This is a genomic window from Methanobacterium aggregans (assembly GCF_017874455.1).
GTDB lineage: Archaea > Methanobacteriota > Methanobacteria > Methanobacteriales > Methanobacteriaceae > Methanobacterium_C > Methanobacterium_C aggregans.
Genome location: NZ_JAGGLN010000001.1, coordinates 182,210 through 204,531, shown reverse-complemented (window position 1 = coordinate 204,531; position 22,322 = coordinate 182,210). Strand labels below are relative to the sequence as shown.

Here is a 22,322-nt window from a genome sequence, read left to right as displayed (position 1 = left end):
ATATTAGGATATTATATCTTTTATAATCATCCTAATTTCATCTTTAGACAATTTTTCAACTGTGTCCGAATTGTATTCAATCGCTTCACATGAATCAGTATCTATTTTAGAGTTCAGAATAAACAGTTTGGCACTCTCAACTGCACATAAAGCTTCATCCTCGGTCATGAGTTCTTCATACATCTTTTCGCCTATTCTTTTTCCTATGATTTTTATTTTAATATCTTCCGCTTTGAAACCATTTTTTGGGGCTAGATCTTCCACCATAACCTCTGCAAGGTCAACTATGTTCACTGCAGGCATTTTAAGAATGAATATTTCCTCTCCTTCTGCCAAGTAACCTGCTTTAAGTATGAGTTTGGCTGCATCAGGGATGTGCATGATAAAACGTGACATCTTAGGATTTGTTATTGTAACAGGACCACCATCTTTGATCTGCTTTTTAAAGAGAGGCACAACAGAACCTCTTGAGTTTAAAACATTTCCAAACCTTACACATGAAAATACTGTTCTTTTATTTCCCCTATAATAATTTGCAGATATTGTGAGCCGTTCAGCCAGAAGTTTGGTTGCACCCATAACATTTATTGGATTAACTGCTTTATCCGTGCTAACAAGGATAACCTTTTCAACATTTTTATCCAAGGCAGCATCCATAACATTCTGTGTACCCATGACATTAGTTTTAACTGCGTCAAATGGATTATATTCACATAATGGGACATGTTTAAGGGCTGCAGCATGGAAAATAATATCCACATCCTCAAAAGCTCTTTTTAACCTGTCTTTATCTCTGATGTCACCAATTAATGTCCTGATTTTATCAGATTTTAATTCCTGTTCAAGGTCAAACAACGCAGTTTCATTGTTGTCAAGTACTCTTATGGCTTTAGGATTTAATCCCACAAGTTTTTTAACAATTTCTCGACCTATGGATCCTGAGCCGCCAGTTACCAGTACAATTTTGTCTTCATAAAACGATTTCATGAGATCACCTGTAGAATTTTCCAATTGTTTCTGCCATGAAATCCATATCATCTTGACTTAGGGATGGATACATTGGAAGTGTGATTGTTCTTCTGGCCATATCCTCTGTAACCGGAAGATCACAATTATATCCCAATTTTTCCTTGTAAAAATGGCTTAAATGAACTGGATCGAAATATATTTTGCTTATTATATTATTTTCCTTTAAGTAACTTATTAATTCATCTCTCTGTTCTGCTATAATTGTGTAAAGCTGATAAACATGTTTATATCCTTCTGGAGGATGCAGTGGAGTTAACTGATCTGTTTCTTCCAATATTCTGCGTGTTAAATATTCAGAGTTACTCCTTCTCATATTTATTACGTCATCCACTTTACTCATCTGAGATATGCCCAGTGCAGCAGTTATATTGGACATTCTGAAGTTGTATCCAATGTCTATGTAATCAAATAATCCTGCTGAAGTGAAGTAATCTGCTGTTTCCAGTCTTCCGTGGGATCTTAGAAGTAAAAGTTTCTCGTATAGTTCCTTGGAATCTGTTACAACTGCTCCGCCTTCGCCAGTTGTGATTATCTTATTTTGACAGAAACTTAAAACTGCGGAGTCACCGAATGTACCCACATTTTTGTTTCCTATGCCTGCACCAAAGGCTTCTGCAGCGTCTTCTATAAGTATGAGATCATGGTCATCTGCTATTTTTCGAAGTTCCTCTATCTTACATGGACATCCACCATAATGTATGGGTAAAATAGCCTTTGTTTTACCAGTTATATTTTTTTCAACACTTTCTGGATCCAGTCCCAGTGTTTCTCCTTCAATATCTGCAAAAACTGGTTTTGCACCAACAAAGAGTGGTGAATTTGCAGTTGCTATGAACGTGAATGAGGGGACTATAATCTCATCAGCCTTTCCTATACCATGGGCCATTAATACTGAATGTAAAGCAGATGTTCCTGAGTTGAAGACTGCTGCGTGCTTTGTTCCAATGTAATCTGCTATCAATTTTTCGAACTCTTCAACGCGCGGCCCAACAGCCCAATTCATTCCAGACTTTATTTCTCTTCCAACACTTTCAACATCTTCTTCATCCCATAATATTTTGAATAAAGGTATTTTATGAGCCATCTAATTCCTCTTTAAGTTTTTTTATCTCTTCTTCAGTCAATTCTCGAATCACTTTAACTGGAACTCCAAATGCGAGGGAGTTGTCAGGTATGTTCTTATTAACAAAGCTGAAAGCCCCTACAATGGAGTTTTCGCCCACTGTAACATTGGGCATTACAATTGAATGACTACCAATTCTACAGTTTTTCTTAAGTACAACAGGTCCTTCCTTGTTGTCTATGGTTGAAATTGAATATAATGAAGAGTGGGAACCGATTTGAACGTAATCTTCAATGAAAACATTATTTTTAGCATTTATGTATGTGAAAGCTCCCACATCAGATTTATATCCTAATATAAGATTATCTTTGTGCTGAACCACCCAGTTATATTTATTCAGTTTTCCGTCTTCAATTTCAGGGGGTTTCCAGTTTTCAAATCTTTCATTTGTCATACTTTTATTCCTTTCTCAAGTAATTTTTCATTCAACTCTATTCTGGTTAAAATTTCGGTGATTCTTTTTGAAGCATTACCATCACCATAATGGTTTTTACAACTTTTTAATCTTTCCTTAAATTCTGCATCATTCAATACAAATTTAATGGCATTTTCTATTTTCTGAGCATCATAGCCCACATCAACAACATTTAAAGCTCGTTCTCTACCTTTTTGTCTAGAGCCAATATTAATTACAGGCAGCTTAAATGAAGGAGCTTCAATAATTCCACTGCTGGAATTTCCAACCATGACACTGGTAATGTTCATAAGACTCAGAAAATCTTTTCTCGGAATACTCTTAAATAATTTTATGAACGGCAGATTTTCATACTGCTTTATCAGTTTTATTATGCTTCTACCACCCGCATCAGCATTAGGATATATTAGCACAGTCTGGTATTTAAGATTTAAAATTGCTTTGATGGTTTCTGAAATTTGATGGGCTGAATTTTCAGATTCTAAGGTTACGGGGTGTTGTAGCATCAGAATTATGGGCTTTGAAATGTCCAATCCATACTTTAATGCTATTTCTTCTTTCCCTATTAAATCCATGTTCAGTATTGCATCTAAACCTGGTGCTCCCACTGTAAATACATGTGAGGGATCTTCGCCCATTGCAATTATTCTCTCAGCACTTTTTTCAGTTGCTGGAAAGTGCAGGTTAGCAAGTTTCGTTATTGCGTGTCTTGCATATTCATCGACTGTTGAAGTGATTTCCCCACCATGCAGATGTGCTGTAGGTATGCTCAAATAAGCTCCCACAATAGCTCCTGCAAGCATTTCGCCCCTATCTCCTAAAAGCATGATTAAATCCGGTTTTATCTCTTTTAAGGCATTTGTTAAAAGTTCTATGAATTTTCCCACAAAACTTGACATGGAAAATTTATCATCATTTTGGTAGACTGCATTCAGGGTATGAATTTTGAAGCCATCCCTTTCAATTTCTGTGATGGTGCTTCCAAACTCTTCCATAAGGTGCATTCCCGTTACAACCACTTCCAGATCAATATTAGGGTTTCTATTCATCTCATCAAGAACCGAATGCATTAGACCATAATCTGCCCTTGTTCCAGTTATATAAAGTATTTTACGACTCATCTTAGCATATCCCATATTAAAACATCATCTTTATTTATTTTTGATGTTATTGTTTTGCCTATCAATGAATTGAAATATTTGGGTTCAATTCCAGATCCCGGTCTTTTAACTGTGAGCATGGATTCTGTTAAAACTGTTCCAGGACCAATATTTACATTTGCAACGATACTTTTTCTTGCTATTCTCTTTATTTCAGCTTCTTCAACTGTCAATCTTTTTATACCGGTTCCCATACCTTTTTCAACATTTCTTACTGCATTTACCATTTCCTTGAATTCTGCAGGTTCCAAGGATGCTTTATGATCAGGACCATCCATATTTTTATCAAGTGTGAAATGTTTCTCCAGTGCACATGCTCCCATTGCAACTGCAGCCACATCCATCTCAATTCCTAAGGTATGATCTGAAAAGCCAACAGGCAGTTTGAATGCACATTTAAGAGTTTTGATAACCTTAAGATTTACATCTTCAACCTTTGCAGGATAACTGGTTACACAGTGCATTAAAATCAGTTCAGGAATTTTATTTTCAAATAGATTTATGGCTTCTCCTATTTCGCCTAAATCTGCCATTCCTGTGGATAATATCACAGGTTTGCCCTTGTCTGCAATGTGTTCAAGTAAGGGGAAATTTGTGATCTCTCCCGAAGCCAGTTTGAAAAGTGGAACACCAAGTTCATCAAGTAGATCAACACTTTCAATGTCAAATGGTGAAGATAAAAAAGTAATGCCTTTTTTATCAGCATAATCTGCCAGTTCTCTGAAATCATTAGGGGATAATTCCAGTTTTTTAATCATTTCATACTGAGAATCTTCAGCTGTTGTTTTTTTCTGGTATTCTGCCTTTTGAGCGTTTTTTGTTAGAATTTTTTCTGTTTTAAATGTCTGAAATTTTACAGCATCTGCTCCAGCTTCTTTTGCAGCATCTATCAATTTTTTTGCTGTTTTTAATGATCCGTTGTGGTTGACCCCTGCTTCTGCTATTATAAAAGAATTTTTAGGATCCGCGGTTAATTTTTCGAAAATGGGAGATGTCATTAGATTACCTTTAAATTAAATTTTTATTAATTGAATTTGTATAGTTAAACTTATCTAAGCTTTTTTATTATGTTTTTGATATATATATTTAGAAATTAATAAAGTAAACTTTATATCAATTATATTTTCAGTTTAGGTGGTAAAATGTACAAAGAAATGATGAATCTTGATGGAAAACTAGCAGTTATCACAGGTGGTGACGGACTTTTAGGTAAAGAGTTCTGCAGGGGCCTGGCTGAATTTGGTGCTCACATAATTATTGCCAGTAATGATGAAGATAAGGGCAGATCCGTGGCCATGGAACTGAATAATGATCTGGGAGAAGAGAAGGTTAAATATTTATATTTGGATATAACATCCGAAACTTCCACAGAGAAGTTTATTGAAAAAACATTGGATTGTTTTGGTAAAATAGATATCCTTGTAAACAGTGCATATCCTAGAAACAGGAAGTATGGTGCTAAATTTGAGGATGTTGAATTTGAAAGTTGTAAAGAAAATGTGATTTCCCATATGGGAGGTTACTTCCAAGTTGCTCAAAAAGTTGCAGAAGTAATGAAGAAACAAAATTCGGGAGTCATAATAAATATGGGGTCTATTTATGGAGTTTTGGGTCCTGATTTCTCAGTTTATGGTGACACATCAATGACCATGCCTGTTGAGTATTCTATGATTAAGGGAGGTATAATCAATTTCACCCGATACCTTGCAACATATCTTGCACCCTACAACATTCGTGTTAACACAGTAAGCCCCGGGGGCATATTTGATAATCAACCTGAAGAATTTGTAGATAATTACTGTAAAAGAACTCCTCTTGATCGAATGGCACTTCCAGAGGATATTGTTGGTTCTTTGATCTTTTTAGTTTCAGATGCATCGAAGTATATAACTGGACAGAATCTACTGGTTGATGGAGGTTTATCAATTTGGTAAAAAAGGTTTTATTCGTTGGAATGGGATCCATTGGATTGAGGCATCTGAAAAATCTCAAAAAGATTATGAAGTCATCTGAAACCGCTGCTTTAAGGTCCAGTAACAGAAATATTCTTGGGGAGTATTCTGAATTAATTGATCATGAATTTTACAGCGTTGAAGATGCTAAAAAGTTCAATGCTGATATTGTATTCATAACGAATCCAACTTCACTTCATGTTGAAACAGCACTCCAATTTATTGATAACGTGAAAGGAATGTTCATAGAAAAGCCCCTTTCAGATAGTATTGAAAGTGCTGAAAAACTCGTTAAAAACGCAGATACAATCATGCATGTTGCATGTCCCTTAAGATTTCATCCAGTTACGAAATTCCTTAAAAATTATTTTAATAGTACCAATAAAATTAAGAGCATCCATATACATTCTGGATCCTATCTTCCTTCATGGCGTCCTGGACAAGATTACAAAAAAACTTACAGTGCCCAGAAGGAATTAGGTGGTGGAGTAGCCCTAGACTTGATACATGAAATTGATCTTGTAAGGTGGATCTTTGGAGATGTCTCTGAGGGGTACTTTGGCTCTACAAAAATAAGCGATTTAGAGTTAGATGTTGAAGATACTGCCTATGGTATATGGAAATTAAAAAATGGAGCTCTCTGTGAGATTCATCTTGATTATTACAGGAAAATTCCAAAGCGTGAAATTGAAATAGTGACTGAAAACTCTGTAATACATGCTGATTTACTCAGTTCAAAGGTCAAAATTTGTGAAAAAACTGGTGAAGAAAAAACACACCATTTCGATTTTGATAGAAACGACATGTACATTGAAGAAATGGAATATTTCTTAGATATTATTGTTAATGGAGTTAAAAGTTTCAATGACACTCCCTTTGCTATTGAAACGCTTAAATATGCACTTTATATGAGAAATAATGCGGGAGTTGTAATTCAATGAGGACATTATTAACGATCTGTGCTCGGAAAGGTTCAAAAAGAGTTGAAAATAAAAATTTAAGGAATTTAATGGGAAAACCTCTCATAGCTCACACGATTGAAACGGCTAAAAAATGGGGTAAAGCGGATAGAATAATTGTTTCAACAGATTCAGAAGAAATAGCAAAAATTTCCAGAGAATATGGTGCAGAAGTTCCATTTATGAGACCTGCAGAACTAGCGAAAGATACTGCTCCTAAAATACCAGTAATAAAACATGTTGTTGAGTACTTGAAAAATGAAGAAGATGAAGAATTTGATTTAGTGGTTGATCTTGATCCTACAAGTCCCCTTCGAACTGTGGAAGACATAGAAAATGCATACAATATAATGGTTGATAAAAAACCAGTTAACTTGTTTTCAGTGTGCAGTGCACGAAAAAGTCCTTACTTCAACATGGTTGAACTGGATGAAAATGAACATGCACATCTCTCAAAGGAGCTCAAAAACCCCATATTCCGAATGCAAGACACTCCAATAGTTTATGAGATGAATGCTTCTATATACATTTACTGGACTCAAAAACTGCTTGAAATGGAGAATGTGATAACTGAATCCAGTATGATCTATGAAATGCCAGGTGAACGTTCCATAGACATAGATTCTGAAGTTGATTTTAAGATGGTTGAGTTTTTCATGACCAACAAAAATTAAAATCTTCTTATTTTATATTAAATAATTAAAAACAGGAAAGTGAAGTTTTGAGTGAATACAAACTCTTTGTACAGCGAATAGGTCTTGTGGGAATAACCAACATACTAGTAGCCATCAGTTCTTTGATATTGCTTCCAATATTGACAAAAAATTTTTCAATCGGAGAGTATGGTATCTGGGTTCAGATAACTACAACTATTGGTTTAATGCCCAACATCGCCACATTGGGATTACCCTACACAATGGTGAGATTTTTATCTGCAGAAAAAGATGAAAATAGAATAAGAGAAGGTTTCTATTCCATTTCAGCTGTTGTTCTGGTTTCAACATTTATAATATCAGTTTTAATGTTCATATTCGCACAAAACATAGCCAATGGCATATTGGGCGGTGATGTTCAATTAGCCATGGTTTTAGCTGTGATAATATTCTTTGCATGTTTAAATGCATTTTTACTCAACTACTTCCGAACCTTCCAGCAGATGAAAAGATATTCCATATTTCTATTGATACAAACGTATTTGGGAGTTTTTATTGTATCTTACTTTGCATTGATGGGATTCAGTATTTACACAGCTGCATTAGGACTCCTCGCTGCTAACATCACCACCTTAATTGTCATGCTACCATTCATAATTTCAAATATAGGCTTTAAAATTCCAAAATTCAGTAATATGAGAGAATATCTTTCTTTTGGACTTCCAACTGTTCCCAGTAACTTATCTTACTGGATAACTGATTCCAGCGACCGTTACGTAATAGGAATATTTTTAGGAACAGCTTTTGTTGGTTATTATTCACCAGGTTACACTCTTGGAAACATTATAATGTTAATACTCGCCCCGTTCACACTTTTACTTCCTTCAGTTCTTCCAAAGTACTATGAAGATAATAATATGGAACAGGTTGATGTATTTTTAAAGTATTCACTTAAATATTTCCTTTTAGTTGCAATACCATCTGCTGTTGGATTATCCCTGCTTTCAAAACCCATTTTAAATATACTCACAACAACGGAAATAGCTGCAAACGGATACCTTATAACTCCATTTGTTGCTTTAAGTGCTATTTTGATTGGAATTTATGGAATAACAAGTAACATATTAGTATTAGAAAAGAAAACAAAAATAATAGGAACTGTATGGATAATCTGTGCTATTTTAAATCTTGGTTTGAATATTATTATGGTTCCGTACCTGGGAATACTCGGTGCTGCGGCAGTTACCTTAATTTCATATGTAGTAGCCTTTTCAATCATGCTTTATTATTCAAACAAATTCTTCACATTTGATTTTAACGTGAAATTTATAATAAAAAGTATCATATCTTCTATTTTAATAGCAGTGATCATTATTTTAAGCAGACCTGAGGGAATTTTAAACATTGCAATTGTGGTTGTAGTCTGCGCTGCAGTTTACTTTGCATCCATTATATTACTAAAGGGAGTGGAAAAAAGTGAATTTAAATTCTTTAAAAATATGTTAAATGAGTGAATTAGGGTTATTTAACTTTTTTAAGGTTATTTAACCATATTACCCCTTAATTATTTTTCAATCATCTGAATTATGGATTGGGCTATTCTCTCAGATGCCTGGCCATCCTGGAGGTAGGCGTACTTCATCACAAATTCCTTCATGTTTTCCCTGAGATTCTCATTCACATCCTCATCCCCAAGTATCTCCCCTATTCGTGTTAAAACTTCATCTGGGGTTTCAGCTTCAAGTGCAACACCCTCCTCCACGTAGATGGATTGTTTGGATTTGATGCATATCATGGGTTTGTCCATTATTGCAGCCTCTATACCAACGGTTGATGACATGAGTATGACAATATCTGCAAGTTCCAGGAACTGGAATATGTCCTCACGACTGTCCCTGACATCCACAATATCCTCTGGAATGGATTTAAGGGCTGATCTGTAGTAATCTGCATTTTCAACGGGATGGGGCTTTACAATGAGTTTAAGATCCTTCCTCTTTTCAAGGAAACCAGCTATCTTCTGAGCAACCTGCAGGTTGGTGTCGTCTGATATTGACTGGGTTGCCATGGGCTGGGTTGCAAAGAGTATGGTTTTAGGTTCAGAATCCTGCTTCACATCAGGGATCCTTGATATCAATGAGTCGTAGAGGGGTGATCCTGTAACCTCCAGCTGATCCTCCCTGGCCCCTGCCCCCATGAGTGCTGGTTTGGTTCCCTCACCCCATATGAATATTTTGTCTGAGATGGGGTCAGTCATGGGGCCGCCTGGAAGGTAGAGTCCGTGCTGAACCTCAACAACAGGAATATCTCTTTTAATTGCCTGTATGAGCTGGGCCCTGACGAAGGATGTTCTATCATCTCCCACAGCAACGAGTTTTGGGTTTAAATCTTCCATGATCTTCTGGAAGTTTTCAAGGTGATAGAGAACCTTCAAACGTCCCATATTGAGGTGGTGAAGATCATCAGCCACGTACTTCCAGATGTCTGCACCATTGTACTTGAAGGATCCTGGATTCTCAAGTTTAGATGAGTATCTTTTCACCTTTCCCCTCAGAGGACTCATTATCATCCTTTTTATTCCAGGTTTCTTAAGTTCCAGCTGTGAAAAAGAATAATCATCTTTGTATCTATTTATATCTGCTTCTCTGGCCATTACATAGATGTTGTAATCCTTCTTATTCCTCAATTCATTAACCACAGGCATGAGCGCCCTTAAAAAGTTTATGTAGGGCGCGTTTAATAGGATGCTTTCAACTGACTCAGATCCTCCCCCTATTTTGTAGAGGTTGGTTGCAATTAGGTTGTTTCTGTTGCTGATGATGTAGATCATCCTTTTTATAAAATCAGATTTTAGTTTACCATAAAATGAGTATACTAATTCTGTGGGGATTTTCAGGGATTCGCAGACAGTTTTTATTGCCCTTCCATCGTTGGAGTGGGGGTTTTCAATGAAAACCATATCAGCATTTTCTCCCTTTATCGTGGATTCAAAACCCTGAACCCTGTCAAGAAGGTCCTGTAATAAATATGAAACTTCGAGTTGGGTTGTTTCACCAATAGTAACTCCTTTGAATTGGAGTTCAGAAGTTCTGTAACATGTTTTGGACCAGTTTTCAACTTCTACCCTGAGATCCATGAGTTCCTGGTTTTTATTCATATGAAAAAGGTTTTTATCAACCATCTGACAGTTGTATCCATGATCCTCCAGCATAGTGCGGGTTTCCTGGTCCTGCACGTAGATCTTGAGGGAGTAATCCCGCTTAATACGTTTAATTGATGGTAGAATGAAGAGTTTGAATTCAATGGATCTTAAAAGGTTTTCAACTGTAACGTTTTTATTGGCAATTAAACTGTTTTCTAAAAAGAGTAACGCTTCCTTCATATATGCACCTTAAAATGTCTTTACTGTGATTTCCCTAAATTTACCTGATCTTTGTCTGAAACACCCTTCAAAACCTCTTCAAATTTGGAGCAAATACTGTTCCAGCTGTAGTTTTCCTTCACAAATGTTCTGCCTCTGTTTCCAAGCTTTATCCTCAGGTCTTCGTTGTTGCAGAGGGTTTCTATACTGTTTTTCATGTCCTCCACAGTGTCTGCATAGAGCACCCTGTCTCCCACTGCCTCCTTCACACTTTCAAGACTTGATGATACAACTGGTCTTTCACAGGCCATGTACTCGAAGAGCTTCAGTGGAAGGGCGCTGTGTGAAACCACACTACTATCAAAGGAGAGTAAACATACATCCATCTGGGAGATGTAAACTGGAACCTGGGAGTAGTGAACATCCCCTGTGAATTTAACATGCTCTGCAACTCCCAGTTTTTCTGCCATGTTCTTGAAGTGGTTCAGGTTGTCCCCACCACCAACAACAATCATCTCAACATCTTCCAGTTCTTTCAGGGCCTTGAATGGAGTTTCAATGTCAACCCAGTTTCCAAGAAATCCAACAAACCCTATTATGAATTTTTTTCCATGCCCAGGGTTTTTCATGTTTTTGAAAGTTTCAGTGTCCACTCCATTGGGTACTATCACAGATTTCTCTGATGGTGCATTGAAGGATTCCTCAAGGGATTTTAATGAGAAGGTTATCTTCCGACTTATTTTGATGTTTTTCTGGAGCATCACAGAACATATCTTCTTTCCTGCAGGTTTAAGTGGTCCTGGAACCTTGCTTGAAACATTGATCCAGTCCACAAGATCGTCGCATACATCGAATACCATGGGTGTTCTGCTGCTTCTTGCAACCTTGTAACCTGCAATGAGGCTGTTGAAGTTTAATAGGACGTCGAAGGAGTCTGGATCAATATTCAGCTTCTTCAGACTCTTTTTTATGAGTATTTCCTGGGAGATGGTGTTCTTCCGACCCATATCCATGTAGTGGAATGCAAGGTTTTCCAGGCTTTCCCTCATAATTTCATCTGTACTCTCCTCAAGCCACCATGCATTGACACAAACCACAGTTACATCATGGCTTTGTGAGAGATGCTTAAGGAGGTGGTGTGGTCTCTGCACGTTGATCTTCTTGAGGTCCGGGAGGGAGGTTACAAGTATCTTCATTTAACACACTTCCTTCAGCACATCCTCAAGCTTCTTTGAAATGAATTCCCAGTCGTAGCCTGATAGAACAATTTTTCTTCCCTTTTTGCCCATTCTTCTCCGGAGTTCTTCATCGTTGTGAAGGAGTTCTATGCACTGCAAGTATTCCTCGGAGTTTGAAGCGTACAATACATTGTTATTGAATTTTGATGTTACAGGTGTAAGTTCTGTGGATATAACTGGTTTTTCACACGCCATGTACTCAAAGAGTTTTATTGGTAGGGCATTGTTTGCTATGCCGTTGGTTTTAAATGGTATTAAACCCACATCCATTGCAGATATGTAGAGAGGAACCCTGGAGTATGGCACCATGCCCGTGAATATCACCCGGTCTCCCAGGCCGGATCTTGCTGCAAGTTCCCTGTTCTCCTGGAATTCACCCTCACTACCAACAACAAGGAGTTTGATATCCTCTGGAAGTTCCTTCAGCGCCCTTAAAACAGGTTCAAGATCAACCCATTCCCTTAACACTCCAACGTATCCCACTATGAATCCTTCAATTCCCAGTTCCTCCTTGGCATTCACAACATTTTTGAAGTTTTCAGTGTTAACACCATTGGGTATGATCACAGATTTTTCATCAGGAACATTATAGGTTTCCTTAAGAGTTTCAGTTGTTAGAGTGACCAGCTCTGCCTGTTCTATGTCCCTTTTAAGGTATCTTTCACCCATCCATTTCCCAATTCCCTTCAGGAAGCCAGGTATCTGAGGTGAGTGAGCAATCATCTCAGGCAGATCATCTGCAAGGTCGAAAACTGTTTTAAAGTCCTTTGAAAATCGGGACCCTGTTATAAGGCTGTTGTAATTGAAGTGAACATCAAAATCTTCCTTTGAAAGCTTTTTTATCTCCCTTGTGAAGAAGAGCTCCTGAAGTACCGGGGACACCTTTGTGTCTGTGAGGTATCGAATGTCCACGTTTTGGAGAAAATCATTTAGATCAGAGGAGTAGGAGTTCATATCTGTTTGACTGCCCTTCCACCAGTCGTTTATGCTCAGCACCGTGACCTCATGATTTTTTGAGAGGTGCTTAACAAACTGGTGGGGTCTGTTGTGCTGGGACTTTCTGAGGTCCACTATGGATGTCATTAAAATTTTCATAAGATTCACTTTCTAAAATTTTTAGGTAAAACTGGGTAAATTTAATTTTTATATTTAATAATCTGTTAAAATCGTATTGTACGTTAAAAATGTCCTTTTTACACTATACTCTTAAAGTTCTGTACTTCATTTGAAATAGGATAAAAGATAGTTCTATCTTCACATATTATATGGCTGCCCAGTTATAAGCTTTTAAGTTTTGGAGGACACCCCATAAATTCAAAAAAATCTCCCTGAAGATTTTTTTTGATAAGGAGAAGGTTTATTTTAATGGTATATGCATGTAAGAGGGGTTCATCCATCCAATGGACTCATTTTAATACCCCCTTTTAAATGAGGGTTGTATTTCCTGGATCATGTATAATCCCCAACTGTGCACACATCCTGTGAATATACTACCAACTATATAAAAAAATGATCCAGATCACGTGAATCTACTTTAAAAGAATTTTTAGGGCTAAAAACATGTTTATATTGCCATAAATTCTATTTTAATATGTGTTAAAGTATTTTTAACCTTTTAATACGTTTTAAATTTAAAATTGGATAAATAATCATGTTTAAAATATTATTTAACCCTAAAAAGTTTAAATAAGCTTTATTTTTCTTCCAATATATTTTTATGGTAAGAAGATAAGATAAATCTAATTGTAGATAATAAATGGGACGTTTTAGAGTATTAAGAATATGAAATACTATTAATATCCGTAAGGAGTAGCGAGGTTCTTTGAAGATGAATAAAACCAGAGAGGATCTGGAGGGCGAAGTCACCCGCTTAGAAGAGAGGGTGGAATATCTGGAAAAGGAATTGGAAGCTTCCACTGAAAACCAAGATTTAATCAAAAACGAGAGAATGTACAGGCTCCTGGCAGACAGCTGTCCTGATGTAATATACAGAATATCCATTCCTGAAGGGCGCTACGAGTACATCAGTCCTTCCTGCCTTAAAGGATGCGGTCGGAGTCAGGAGGAGTTTTACCAAAAACCTCTGCTCATAAAGGAAATGCTTCACCCTGACTGGAAGGACTGCTTCGATAGGAAATGGTTCAACCAACTCATTGAAAACTCAGCCTCCCAGACAGAGTATCAGATCATCCACAGTTCTGGAGATGTGCTCTGGGTGAGCCAGAAGGACGTTGTGATCAAAGATGATGATGGAAATCCAGTTTCAGTTCAGGGAATTGCCAGGAACATCACCCATAAGAAGATGGTAGAGGAGATGGAGCACAGGTTTTCGGACATCATTGAAAACACTCGAGACGCTGTGGTATCAAATGACCTTGATGGAAGGGTACTGAGCTGGAACAGGGGTGCGGAGGAGGTATATGGCTACACTGAAAGGGAGATGATGGGTAAAAACGTAGAGATATTCACCCCTCCAGGCTGTGATTACGAACTTCCCCCAATACTCAAGAAGATAGAGGCAGGGGAGGTGGTTCGAAACTACTCCACCTTGGGTATGAGAAAGGACGGTTCCATAATAAACGTTTCCCTCACAGTTTCGCCCATCAAGAACAGCCAGGGAAACATAAGCGGTGTTTCCATAATATCCAGGGATGTGACCCCTGAAAAAAGGGCTGAAAAGGAGCTTCGTGAAAGTGAAAAACGTTACAGGCTGCTTGTTGAAAACGCCCAGGTTGGAATACTTCTCATAAACCGTGAGGGTGAAGTGATTGACATCAACCCTAAATTTCTGGAGATGGCAGGTTCAAAGTCTGAGGAGAAGAGCAAAAAAGTTAACATGCTTAAATCTCCCAGAGTTATGAAATCAGGATTTACAGGGGAGTTTAAAAGGTGTCTTGAGACTGGTGAGAGTATCTCTGCAGAACGCAGTTACCTGTCCCAGTGGGGAAAGAAAACATGGTCCCAGTTCCACCTCACACCAATCAAGGATGATGAGGGTAGTGTAAGGAATGTTCTTGCAACCTTCTCAGACATCACCTACCGTAAAAGGATGGAGGAAGCCATTAAAGAGAGTGAGGAGAAGTTCCGTGAGGTTTTCAACAATGCCAACGATGCAGTTTACCTCCACGAAGTTGTTGAGGGAATGCCCGGCCGTTACATAGAAGTTAATGATGTTGCCTGTAGCATGCTGGGCTACAAACGGGAAAAACTCCTTGAAATGACCCCTGAAAATATATCTTCTAAGAAAGAAGATGAGATCAGATCCATAATCATGGAACTTCTCAGGGATGGGAGTAAAACCTTTGAATCGGAACACTTAACCTGTAGTGGTGGGAGGATATCTGTTGAGGTCAGCTCCCACACCTTCAAACTCCAGAACAGGATGGTTGTTGTTTCAGTGGCAAGGGACATCAGCCAGTGGAAGGCAGCTGAAAAACTCGTGAAGGATTCCCTCAGGGAGAAGGAACTCCTTTTGAAGGAGGTTCACCACAGGGTTAAAAACAACCTCATGGTTATCTCCAGTATTCTGAACCTCCAGTCCCGTTACATAGATGATGAGGAAGCCAGGAGTATGATGAGGGACAGTCAGAGCCGGGCCCGTTCCATGGCCATCATCCATGAAAAACTCTACAGCTGCAAGGATCTCAAACGCATAAACTTTGGGGAGTACATCGAGAGTATCACAGAGGATCTCTTCAACACCTACTCCACAACGAGCAGGGTTTCATTGAATATGGATGTGGATTACCTCATGCTTGACATAAACACGTCCCTTCCCCTGGGACTCATTGTCAACGAACTGGTTTCAAACAGCCTGAAGTACGCTTTTCCAGATGATAGGAATGGCTGTGTGACTGTGAGGTTCCACAGGGATCATGACACCTATATTCTGGAGGTTGGGGATGACGGTGTTGGATTACCTGAAGACCTGGACATTGTCCATGCTGAATCCATGGGAATGGAACTTATTTCAAGCTTCATACAACAGCTGAAGGGTGAGATGGAGTTAAGAAGGAGAAATGGAACCTGGTTCAGGATAAGGTTCAAGGAGGGCAAGTTCAGCGCATCTGAATGAGTTTCATAAGGCAGGTTCAGCTGATGCATACTAAAAACCAAAGGTATTAATACTTGGTTTGTTAATGTTAATTTGTGTCACTCATAAACAATTAAAAAGTGACACTTTGTGAAGGATACCACCTTCACAACCTCCCTCATTATCCACATGATCTATTTTTTCATTTAAAGTGCCTTTATTCATTTTGATCGCTTCTATTTAGATCAATACTTCATTTAAACCATATTTATTCAATTAAATACCTATCTTATTTTTAAAATAGTGTAAAGGATTTAAAAGTGGTGCAAAAGAAGAAAATTCATCTCAACCCACTAAAAATGGCACGATCAAAAACAGTAAAGTGTTTGAAATTCCGTGGGACAGGGTTATGCCCAGCAGACTGCGCGTCTTCTGGAAGGCGTAACCATAGAACATTGCCACCAAGAACACGAATATCAGATCAGGAAAGGAGTTCCAGCCTATGTGCATGGTTGTGAATATTAAAGAAGTGTAAATCAGTCCAAATGCACATCCAAAAACATTTTCAACGTTCTTCTGAATTATTCCCCTGAAGAGCAGTTCCTCTGCAAATCCTGTGGATATGAGGAGGATCAGTGCACCAAATAATACCCATTGTAGTGTGAAGTGAGGTATAAGGGCAGGTGGTTTGAGTATGAAGTACTCAACTGTTCCAAGGATAACCCCTGTCAAGGCTATGAGTATCTGCAGCTTCAGGTTTCCCCACTGAAAACCTACATTTTTAAGTCCAAGTCCCTGAACCTTCATTATAACATAGGAAGATCCGAAGAGGGGAACTGCTATTATTGGGAACCAGTAAAGCTGTTTTATATTTATAAGCGGGATTGAAAGTCCTATGATACGTATCATCGGCAGTGCCATCATGGACATGAGAAGATAGGAGAAGTTCTGCTCCCTGACGAGTGCAGAGTGGAATAGAAGTGCGAAAAGTATTCCTGCATGCATTACAAGGCCCAGTTCCATGCTGTAATGTGCAGTAACAGTTTCAGCAGCTACGAGTGCTGCAAGGTATAACAATACAATTACAACCTTTCGTTTAAAAGAACGAACACGAGATCGTTTCTCCTTAATGGTTTCAATCAATCTGAGTGTTTCTTCAGTGCCGGATATGTCCTGGATCTTTTCGTAGACACTGTTTGCCCTTCTGTAATCCATCAAGGCATCTTCCCATGAGCCCTGGAATTCATAGGTTCTTGCCATCATGGACAGAACTATTGCCTCCCTCTCATGGTCCTTGTTCTTCCTGAACTTTTTAATGGCCTTCCTGTAGTAGGATCTTGAAACCTCGTATTCCTCAAGTTTTTCATTCACCAGGGCCAAACCTGTTAAGGAGTATCCCTGACCTGTAAGGTCCTTAAGTTTTTTGTAACGCTTCAGTGAAGTTTCATAGAACTCTGCAGATTTCATGTAATCTTCAAGGTCCATGTACACGCTGCCCATTTCAAGGAGGACATCTGCTTCATCTTCAACATCTCCCCATTCCCGGAATAAGTTCAAAGCTTTACTGTAATATGATAATGCAGTTTCAAATTCATTGTTTTCATGTAAACTCTTTGCTTTTTCAAAGAATTCAGATGTTTCCTTTCTCCCCATCAATTCACCGTTAAAATTTTATAATATAGTCCTTGTAACATATCTGAGGCTACAAATTATAAACCTTACTCCTACAAAAGAAGATCAATGGTTTAAATCCAGATAGTCTCTGATTAAGATTCAAGGGCACTAATATTTTAATGAGAAGTTATATACCAAAAATCAGTGAAGAAATTCTAAATGGAAGGTGTAATAGTTTCAGGAAAAGGTGTTTATAATACATTTTTTTACATTTTAAAAGCAGTGAATGGTTTAAATGTAACTGAAATCTATTCATGATGGTTTTACCATGATTGGGGATGATTCAACCTTTAAATAAATTTCGGATTTGATTTTATAACCTTTTAGATAAACTCGGGAAAAATTGAGATCATTGCAGAACTCATGAACAAGGTTAAAGATCATAAAAACTCATGGATTACACTGGAAATTTTCTGGAGTGAAGGGTGGAATCCCTATCCCAAGGTGTTCATGTAAAAAAATTCATAAGGAACTCATAATATTAGATTCAAATTCAGGTTAGGAAGAAAAATATGAAAACGATTGCAATAATACCTGCCTACAACGAGGAAATAGGTATAGGCAGTATAATTTTAAATGTTCAAAGGTACGTGGACCATGTACTGGTGGTTGATGATGGCAGTATCGACAGTACAGCAGACATAGCCAAACTTGCAGGGGCAGAAGTTATCATACACCCCCAAAACCAGGGAAAGGGAGCAGCCCTTAAAACTGGTTTCAGTAGGGTGGGTGGCTACGATGCAGTAGTAACCATCGATGCAGATGGACAACACAACCCCCAGGAAATACCAAAACTCCTGGAACCCATAATAAAAGGTGAAGTCGACCTTGTAAACGGGAGCAGATACATTGAAGGTGGTGAAAAAAACACCCCCAGATACAGGCGTGTGGGTCAGAGCGTTCTGGATATTGCAACAAACATGAACGGTAAAACCGATGTTACAGACAGTCAAAGTGGGTTCAGAGCATTTTCAGCCCATATCATACCCTCATTCCGATTCAGTTTAAGTGGCTTTGGAATTGAAAGTGAAATGCTCATAGATGCATCTAATGCGGGTTTTAGAATAGGAGAAGTTCAGATAGGTGTTAGGTACGATACTGACAGGAAAAGAAACCCTGTAAAACATGGGGTCAGCGTGCTGGTCAAGATAATTCAGGACATGGAATTTAACAGACCACTCTACTTCTTCACCATTCCCGGTGTTGTTCTCATCATCATAGGACTTGCTTCAGGCCTTATATTCTTTGGAGATTACCTTGGAGGAACTCGAAGCACCCTTGGACCAACTGTCTTTGCAGCTTTGATCGCTGTTATGGGTGTTTTCATTGCATTCACAGGGATAATAATTGACACAGTTTCAAGGTTGATAAAACAGGCCCTAATTAAATAAAGTCTTTTAAAGGGGTTTTTGAAGGATTTAAAATAATTAGTTTTATTACTCGAATTTTATTATCCCCAGAACATTTTTTTTTATCCTTTTTTAACCTTTATCCTTTTCTAACCAATAAACATCTTTTTCATCATTTAATCTCAAAAATCATTTTTTTCTCATAATTTAAGCTCAAAAACCATCTTTCTTTATCATTTAAACTCAAAAACCATCTTTTTCATTTAAAAAAAAAGGTTTCAAATTTGAATGAAGATCTACTTTTGATAGATGTTAAATATTTAAAAAAACATTTTTATCCCTAAATCATCAAATGATCATCTGAACATTTATGATGTGCATGAAGAGACTTTTTTATATTATCTTGAGGTAATTCTACAGGAGAAGTAGCTGATTAAAAGGGGGATTTTGAGATGGAACTGAAAATATTCATACTGACATGTGGGGACTACGGGGCCAGAATTGTTAACACCATTGCTGAGCAGGGTTTTGCATCGAACATAGTGGGCCTGCATGAATTTCCAGAGGATATGCCCGAGTTCATAGACGATTTTAAATCCCAGGTCCCAGAAAACCTTCCAGAATGTGACCTTATCCTGGCACTTGACCTTAAAGGAGATATAAACATGGTGCTCCCAGAGGTAGCACAGAAAAGTGGTGCAAAAGCTGTTATTGCCCCGATACATGACCCCTCCCAGATTCCACCAGGACTTCAAAGGGAGATAATAGAATCTACACCAGATGATGTCCTGGTCCTCTTTCCCAAGCCATTCTGCAGTTTGAAGCCTGTGGAAAACCCTGTTGTGGATGAGTTTGCAGAGGAGTTTGGAAGGCCAAAACTTGAGATCCAGACCGATGACCTCGTGAGGAAGGTGAAGGTTTTAAGGGGAGCACCATGCGGCTCCACATGGTACGTTGCAGAGAATCTGGAAGGCTTTCCAGTTGAAGAGGCTGAAACTGAATCAGGAAACAAAATCCACAACTACCCATGCCTGGCTTCAATGAACACAGACCCTTCCCTTGATGATACCATACTGCACCTTGCAGGCTACAACATAAAGGAAGCTGTGAAAAGGGGCCTGGGATTTGCATCCAGATCAGCAGTGGTTTTGGAGGAGGACTGCATGGGGGATGTGGACTGTGATCACAACTGCAGGGATGTCTGTCCCCAGGTGAAAACCGGTGCAAAAACCATCACCATTAATGACAGTGGCAAGGCCATTATAGACCCCGCATCCTGTGGCTGCTGTGAAATATGCATAAGGGAATGTCCCTACGGTGCAATTGAACTGATTGAGGAAAGGATGGACATTTAAGAGAATCTTTCCATCTTTTTTAAAGTTCAGATTTTTTAAGTTCAGATTCAAAGAACCTAAATCCTCAGGATAAATTAATTTTTTTTATGATCTTGAATTAATTTTCCTATGAAAAATTATGTTTTAATAATTTTTAAAAGTAAACATGGACATGTTTTTGAATCTGGCCCTGATGATGTACATATAAATAAATAGCAGAAACATCAAAGTCTAACCTTAAATAATGCTCAGAGGATTAAAAAGATGAAGGGAAAAGTAGTATTCATAGGAGGGGGTCCTGGAGACCCTGAACTTTTAACAGTTAAAGCTTACAAGGTACTGGAAAGTGCAGATGTTATTATCTACGCAGGTTCCCTTGTTAACAGGGCAGTTCTGGACTGTGCAAGGGAGGATGCCCTGATATACAACAGCGCATCCATGAACCTGGATGAGATCGTTCAGGTCATGAAGGATGAAACAAGCAAGGGAAAAACTGTTGCAAGGGTTCACACAGGAGACCCTTCAATCTACGGAGCCATAGGCGAGCAGATGGAAGACCTTCAGGAACTTGGAATACCCTTTGAATTAATTCCAGGTGTCAGCTCACTCTTTGCAACTGCAGCTGCCCTTGAAACCGAGTTAACACTTCCAGATGTTTCTCAGACAGTTATAATCACAAGGCCCGAGGGTCGTACACCTAAACCTTCAGGTGAATCCATTTCAAGTCTTGCAGAGCACGGTGCAACCATGTGCATATTCCTTGGTGTTCACATGATAGAGGAAGTTGTCTCGGATCTTCGAAGTCATTACCCTGCTGAAACTTCTGCTGCAGTTGTTCAGAAGGCATCCTGGCCTGATGAGAGGATAGTGAGGGGTACACTTGAGGATATTGCAGGCAAAGTAAAGGAGTCTGGAATAGAGAAAACTGCAATGATCGTTGTTGGTGATGTGCTTGGTACTCCCCATGTAACTCCTTCAAAGCTCTACGACAGAACCTTCACACATGAGTACAGAAAGGGTTCAGAATAAAGCAGGTTAAACCTTAAAGCCTTTGAATTATTGAAGGTTTCTTCAACTAAAGTGAAGGATTTATTTTTATTCATTCTTTCACTTGAGATTTCTTCATTTTTTTCTAAATAGAGATTCCTTAATTTTTTCTAAATAATAAAGAATTCAAGACATGAGAATTTTCATTTTTTTTATAATAAGGAAATTATTTTTTTTATAATAATGAAGGTTTTAAAACTAAATTTAAAAATAGAAATTATTTTTTATAATAATTAACAACAAAATCCAAAATAAAAACTCATTTTCTAAAACTAAACCCATTAAAAAAAACTAAATTAAAAAAAACTAAAATTAACCCCATAAAAAAAGAGTTGGTTTTAAAATAAAAGGAAAGTGTTCCTTCACGTTGCATATTCACTTATGAGCGTGTAAGAAGCACTTGCAGCGTTATCAAGGTTGTTCTGAACTACAGCATCGCCCTTGTTCTGGTTCCATTCTGTCCAGCTCACTTCACCCTCTGCCTGACCATGATCTAATAGGGGGTTAAGGTCAGAATTCATGTAACTTACATGGGGTTCAAGGAGCATTGCCTGTACTTCATAGAGTGCATGGTCCACCTTCGATGCTCCGTTCACTGTGTGGGGTGCGCAGAAGCTGTCTGATATGTAGTGGGATGCCACACCAAAACAGTAACTTGCGTAGTGATAGTTGCCGCTGTCGTAGCTGATTTTTCCCTTGTTTAACCAGTACTGTGCTTTAATGGCACTGTATGGCATGTGATGGTTCTGGAAGTCCCTGAACTTCAGGTCAGGGTCGTCTGCACCGTCCCTCATTGCTATCTCACTCAGGTTCTCCTGAACTGCAGGGGAAAGGGAGCTGTATGTTTCATCAGCTATCTCGTAGTGGGTTGTAACTGACCATGCAGATACAGGTGCCACCTGGAGTACCATGACCATGATAAGGGGTATCATTAAAATTTTCTTCATTAAACATCTCCATTTGAAAAAGCATTTATAATATTATTTCTTTTTTTT

18 protein-coding genes are annotated in these 22,322 nt (G+C 38.2%); 8 read left to right on the top strand and 10 right to left on the bottom strand.

The features are described from left to right. Positions 1–3 precede the first annotated feature (3 nt). The 5 genes from J2756_RS01005 to neuB are packed head-to-tail and all read right to left on the bottom strand — an operon-like array spanning position 4 to position 4,725. A complete protein-coding gene (locus tag J2756_RS01005; protein ID WP_209581367.1) occupies positions 4–987 on the bottom strand; it encodes a UDP-N-acetylglucosamine 4,6-dehydratase family protein in 984 nt (327 codons plus the stop codon). A gap of 4 nt (positions 988–991) precedes the next feature. Then, the gene (locus J2756_RS01000; protein ID WP_209581365.1) at positions 992–2,113 is read right to left on the bottom strand and encodes a DegT/DnrJ/EryC1/StrS family aminotransferase; all 1,122 of its coding nucleotides are present in this window, start codon (positions 2,111–2,113) and stop codon (positions 992–994) included. Further along, on the bottom strand, positions 2,103–2,546 hold the full coding sequence (locus J2756_RS00995) for an acyltransferase (RefSeq protein WP_209581363.1): 444 nt from the start codon (positions 2,544–2,546) through the stop codon (positions 2,103–2,105). Before J2756_RS00995 ends, J2756_RS01000 begins: the two co-directional genes overlap by 11 nt. Then, positions 2,543–3,688, bottom strand: a complete 1,146-nt coding sequence (neuC, locus tag J2756_RS00990; protein ID WP_209581361.1) for a UDP-N-acetylglucosamine 2-epimerase — start codon at positions 3,686–3,688, stop codon at positions 2,543–2,545. Before neuC ends, J2756_RS00995 begins: the two co-directional genes overlap by 4 nt. Continuing rightward, complete coding sequence (neuB, locus tag J2756_RS00985) at positions 3,685–4,725, bottom strand: N-acetylneuraminate synthase (RefSeq protein ID WP_209581359.1); 1,041 nt, start codon at positions 4,723–4,725, stop codon at positions 3,685–3,687. Before neuB ends, neuC begins: the two co-directional genes overlap by 4 nt. Positions 4,726–4,869: 144 nt before the next feature. Here neuB and J2756_RS00980 point away from each other — a divergent pair, with 144 nt between their 5' ends. The 4 genes from J2756_RS00980 to J2756_RS00965 are packed head-to-tail and all read left to right on the top strand — an operon-like array spanning position 4,870 to position 8,805. Beyond that, positions 4,870–5,661, top strand: coding sequence for an oxidoreductase (locus tag J2756_RS00980; RefSeq protein WP_209581356.1), 792 nt, complete (start codon positions 4,870–4,872; stop codon positions 5,659–5,661). Beyond that, positions 5,655–6,620, top strand: a complete 966-nt coding sequence (locus tag J2756_RS00975; protein WP_209581353.1) for a Gfo/Idh/MocA family protein — start codon at positions 5,655–5,657, stop codon at positions 6,618–6,620. The genes J2756_RS00980 and J2756_RS00975 overlap by 7 nt, the downstream gene beginning before the upstream one ends. Continuing rightward, positions 6,617–7,312, top strand: a complete 696-nt coding sequence (locus tag J2756_RS00970) for an acylneuraminate cytidylyltransferase family protein (RefSeq protein ID WP_209581339.1) — start codon at positions 6,617–6,619, stop codon at positions 7,310–7,312. Before J2756_RS00975 ends, J2756_RS00970 begins: the two co-directional genes overlap by 4 nt. Positions 7,313–7,359: 47 nt before the next feature. Then, positions 7,360–8,805, top strand: a complete 1,446-nt coding sequence (locus J2756_RS00965) for a flippase (protein WP_209581338.1) — start codon at positions 7,360–7,362, stop codon at positions 8,803–8,805. Positions 8,806–8,855: 50 nt separating this feature from the next. Here the strand turns inward: J2756_RS00965 and J2756_RS00960 are convergent, their stop codons facing one another. The 3 genes from J2756_RS00960 to J2756_RS00950 are packed head-to-tail and all read right to left on the bottom strand — an operon-like array spanning position 8,856 to position 12,985. After that, entirely contained in the window at positions 8,856–10,673 is a 1,818-nt protein-coding gene (locus tag J2756_RS00960; protein ID WP_209581337.1) for a UDP-N-acetylglucosamine 2-epimerase, read from the bottom strand. Between the two features lie 20 nt (positions 10,674–10,693). Then, on the bottom strand, positions 10,694–11,848 hold the full coding sequence (locus tag J2756_RS00955; protein ID WP_209581336.1) for a glycosyltransferase family 4 protein: 1,155 nt from the start codon (positions 11,846–11,848) through the stop codon (positions 10,694–10,696). Next, positions 11,849–12,985: a glycosyltransferase family 4 protein gene (locus J2756_RS00950; RefSeq protein WP_209581335.1), complete on the bottom strand. Its 1,137-nt coding sequence runs from the start codon at positions 12,983–12,985 to the stop codon at positions 11,849–11,851. It lies immediately after the preceding gene. 733 nt (positions 12,986–13,718) lie between these two features. On the opposite strand from J2756_RS00950, the gene J2756_RS00945 reads away from it, so the two are divergent. After that, a complete protein-coding gene (locus J2756_RS00945; protein WP_245315905.1) occupies positions 13,719–15,965 on the top strand; it encodes a PAS domain S-box protein in 2,247 nt (748 codons plus the stop codon). Positions 15,966–16,268: 303 nt separating this feature from the next. Here J2756_RS00945 and J2756_RS00940 read toward each other — a convergent pair whose 3' ends face one another. Beyond that, positions 16,269–17,576 carry a tetratricopeptide repeat protein gene (locus J2756_RS00940; RefSeq protein ID WP_209581333.1) on the bottom strand — a complete coding sequence of 436 codons (1,308 nt, stop codon included), beginning with the start codon at positions 17,574–17,576 and terminating at the stop codon, positions 16,269–16,271. Between the two features lie 533 nt (positions 17,577–18,109). On the opposite strand from J2756_RS00940, the gene J2756_RS00935 reads away from it, so the two are divergent. The 3 genes from J2756_RS00935 (at position 18,110) to cobM (ending at position 21,309) form a co-directional block, all read left to right on the top strand. After that, positions 18,110–18,988, top strand: a complete 879-nt coding sequence (locus J2756_RS00935) for a glycosyltransferase family 2 protein (protein ID WP_209581332.1) — start codon at positions 18,110–18,112, stop codon at positions 18,986–18,988. Positions 18,989–19,398: 410 nt separating this feature from the next. Next, on the top strand, positions 19,399–20,301 hold the full coding sequence (locus J2756_RS00930) for a DUF166 domain-containing protein (protein WP_209581329.1): 903 nt from the start codon (positions 19,399–19,401) through the stop codon (positions 20,299–20,301). Between the two features lie 243 nt (positions 20,302–20,544). Further along, the gene (cobM, locus tag J2756_RS00925; protein ID WP_209581327.1) at positions 20,545–21,309 is read left to right on the top strand and encodes a precorrin-4 C(11)-methyltransferase; all 765 of its coding nucleotides are present in this window, start codon (positions 20,545–20,547) and stop codon (positions 21,307–21,309) included. Between the two features lie 380 nt (positions 21,310–21,689). Here the strand turns inward: cobM and J2756_RS00920 are convergent, their stop codons facing one another. Next, positions 21,690–22,274: a zinc dependent phospholipase C family protein gene (locus tag J2756_RS00920; protein WP_209581325.1), complete on the bottom strand. Its 585-nt coding sequence runs from the start codon at positions 22,272–22,274 to the stop codon at positions 21,690–21,692. Between the last annotated feature and the right edge of the window lie 48 nt (positions 22,275–22,322).

What these genes read in the sequence shown, in the direction of transcription:
- J2756_RS00935 (WP_209581332.1), top strand. Translation starts at nt 18,110, where the DNA reads ATGAAAACGATTGCAATAATACCTGCCTACAACGAGGAAATAGGTATA.
- J2756_RS00955 (WP_209581336.1), bottom strand. Translation starts at nt 11,848, where the DNA reads ATGAAGATACTTGTAACCTCCCTCCCGGACCTCAAGAAGATCAACGTG.
- J2756_RS00970 (WP_209581339.1), top strand. Translation starts at nt 6,617, where the DNA reads ATGAGGACATTATTAACGATCTGTGCTCGGAAAGGTTCAAAAAGAGTT.
- neuB (WP_209581359.1), bottom strand. Translation starts at nt 4,725, where the DNA reads ATGACATCTCCCATTTTCGAAAAATTAACCGCGGATCCTAAAAATTCT.
- J2756_RS00995 (WP_209581363.1), bottom strand. Translation starts at nt 2,546, where the DNA reads ATGACAAATGAAAGATTTGAAAACTGGAAACCCCCTGAAATTGAAGAC.
- J2756_RS00950 (WP_209581335.1), bottom strand. Translation starts at nt 12,985, where the DNA reads ATGAAAATTTTAATGACATCCATAGTGGACCTCAGAAAGTCCCAGCAC.
- J2756_RS00940 (WP_209581333.1), bottom strand. Translation starts at nt 17,576, where the DNA reads ATGGGGAGAAAGGAAACATCTGAATTCTTTGAAAAAGCAAAGAGTTTA.
- J2756_RS00980 (WP_209581356.1), top strand. Translation starts at nt 4,870, where the DNA reads ATGTACAAAGAAATGATGAATCTTGATGGAAAACTAGCAGTTATCACA.
- J2756_RS00945 (WP_245315905.1), top strand. Translation starts at nt 13,719, where the DNA reads ATGAATAAAACCAGAGAGGATCTGGAGGGCGAAGTCACCCGCTTAGAA.
- J2756_RS00930 (WP_209581329.1), top strand. Translation starts at nt 19,399, where the DNA reads ATGGAACTGAAAATATTCATACTGACATGTGGGGACTACGGGGCCAGA.
- cobM (WP_209581327.1), top strand. Translation starts at nt 20,545, where the DNA reads ATGAAGGGAAAAGTAGTATTCATAGGAGGGGGTCCTGGAGACCCTGAA.
- neuC (WP_209581361.1), bottom strand. Translation starts at nt 3,688, where the DNA reads ATGAGTCGTAAAATACTTTATATAACTGGAACAAGGGCAGATTATGGT.
- J2756_RS00920 (WP_209581325.1), bottom strand. Translation starts at nt 22,274, where the DNA reads ATGAAGAAAATTTTAATGATACCCCTTATCATGGTCATGGTACTCCAG.
- J2756_RS00960 (WP_209581337.1), bottom strand. Translation starts at nt 10,673, where the DNA reads ATGAAGGAAGCGTTACTCTTTTTAGAAAACAGTTTAATTGCCAATAAA.
- J2756_RS01000 (WP_209581365.1), bottom strand. Translation starts at nt 2,113, where the DNA reads ATGGCTCATAAAATACCTTTATTCAAAATATTATGGGATGAAGAAGAT.
- J2756_RS01005 (WP_209581367.1), bottom strand. Translation starts at nt 987, where the DNA reads ATGAAATCGTTTTATGAAGACAAAATTGTACTGGTAACTGGCGGCTCA.